The 1,505-nt window shown below is 75.7% G+C and carries 3 protein-coding genes; 1 reads left to right on the top strand and 2 read right to left on the bottom strand.

Going from position 1 to position 1,505, the window contains the following annotated elements; genetic code table 11:
- On the top strand, positions 1-221 hold a 221-nt coding region (locus H5J29_RS32330; protein WP_220188211.1), incomplete at its 5' end, for a hypothetical protein.
- Positions 222-241: 20 nt separating this feature from the next.
- On the opposite strand, the gene H5J29_RS32325 is transcribed toward H5J29_RS32330, so the two are convergent.
- Both H5J29_RS32325 and H5J29_RS32320 read right to left on the bottom strand, forming a co-directional pair.
- Complete coding sequence (locus H5J29_RS32325) at positions 242-895, bottom strand: SDR family NAD(P)-dependent oxidoreductase (RefSeq protein WP_181784704.1); 654 nt, start codon at positions 893-895, stop codon at positions 242-244.
- Positions 896-947: 52 nt separating this feature from the next.
- Positions 948-1,505 (bottom strand): hypothetical protein (locus tag H5J29_RS32320; protein ID WP_220188210.1); only part of this gene is annotated, 558 nt, incomplete at its 5' end.

Below are 1,505 nucleotides of genomic sequence, written 5' to 3'. Positions count from 1 at the left end.
CCGTCGGTGCCGCGGTCGCGGGAGTGGTCGTCTCGCTGCTGCTGGGTCTGCCCTGGTGGGGCTGGGTGTTGCTGATCTTCGTCGTGGTCGCGGCCGTGGTCGGCCTCCTCGTGGTGAAGGCCCGTGGGAGGGCGACCGGGGAGGGGGTCGGCGACCCCGCCACGGACACCGTCACCGACTCGGCCCCCGACACCGTGCCGCCCGGCTCGGACCCGGCCTGACCCGAGACCGACCCGCCCGGTCAGCGGCGGGCGAACTCGCCCCTCCGCAGGTCGAACGTCAGCTCCCGGGAGTCCTCCCGCAGCCCCGTGAGCACCAGCCCGACCAGCTCGTCGACCTCGGCCGCGGCCTTCAGCGGCAGGGCCTCGCCCGCGACCGCCCGGCCTGCGAGCCCGGTCTCGATGTGCGGCGGCCGGACGTCGAAGACCCGCACGCCCTTCTTCCGCTGCTCGCCGCGCAGCGCGGTCAGCCAGGCCGACAGCCCCGCCTTGCTCGCGGAGTAGGCCGCCATCCCGGGCGTCGGGACGTCGGCGAGGATCGCGCTGAGCACGCAGACGGTCCCCGCGCCGTCGAACCGCGGGAGCGCGGCGCGCACGAAGGCCATGGGCGCCATGGTGTTCACCGTGAACAGGTGCTCGGTCACGACGTCCGTCTCGGCCTCCGGCCCGAAGGCCGCCACCCCGATCGCGACGACGAGCAGGTCCAGCCCGCCGAGCTCCGCCGCGGCCTCGTCGACGACGGCCGCGCACCGCTCCAGGTCCATCGCGTCGAACGAGCCGGCGCGCCGGGAGGCGGTGACGACCCGCGCCCCCTCCTTCTCCAGGGCCGCGGCGAGTGCCCCGCCCAGCACCCCGCTCGCGCCGACGACGAGCGTGCGTGCCCCCGAGAGATCCATGGGGACGACGCTAGGGCCGCCACCCGGTTCCCGCGCGCCGACCAGCGGCCGGTCAGCTCGGCTCGTACGGCCGGACCGTGATGATCGACCCGTCCGGGCGGACCTCCAGGTAGCCGGACTCGTCGACCTCGTTGGACGCGTAGATGCGCACCTGGGGGCCGTCGCCCTCGTCCTCGACGATCAGGTGGCTGACGACCGCGTCCGGGACCTGCACGCTCTGCGGGGCGCCCGCGACCAGCGGCATGAGGATCTCGGGGCTGAACGCCGCGAGGTCGACGAGCGGCTCGTCCCGGTCGCGGGTGCTCGGGTCGTCCGGCCCCTCGACGCCGCCGCGGTAGTACCAGCGTTCCGCGCGGGCGGCGTTCCCGGCGAGCGGGGTGGAGAAGACCGCGTAGCCCGGGTAGATCGTGGCGTCGGCGACGACCGTGGTCCCCAGCCGCGCCCGCACGTCCTCGACGAACCGGGCGTACCCCTGCGGGGTGTGCAGCCCCTCGAGCCGCACGACCCGGGGGGCGATCTCGGCGACCGGGCCGCCGTCCTGTGCCACCTGCTCGTTCGGCGCCCGCGGACCTTCGGGCGCGGTCGCCCGGCGATGAGCGGGGCGAACCCG

Source organism: Pseudonocardia pini, assembly GCF_013870575.1.
Lineage (GTDB): Bacteria > Actinomycetota > Actinomycetes > Mycobacteriales > Pseudonocardiaceae > Pseudonocardia > Pseudonocardia pini.
This window is presented reverse-complemented; position numbering and strand designations above follow the sequence as displayed.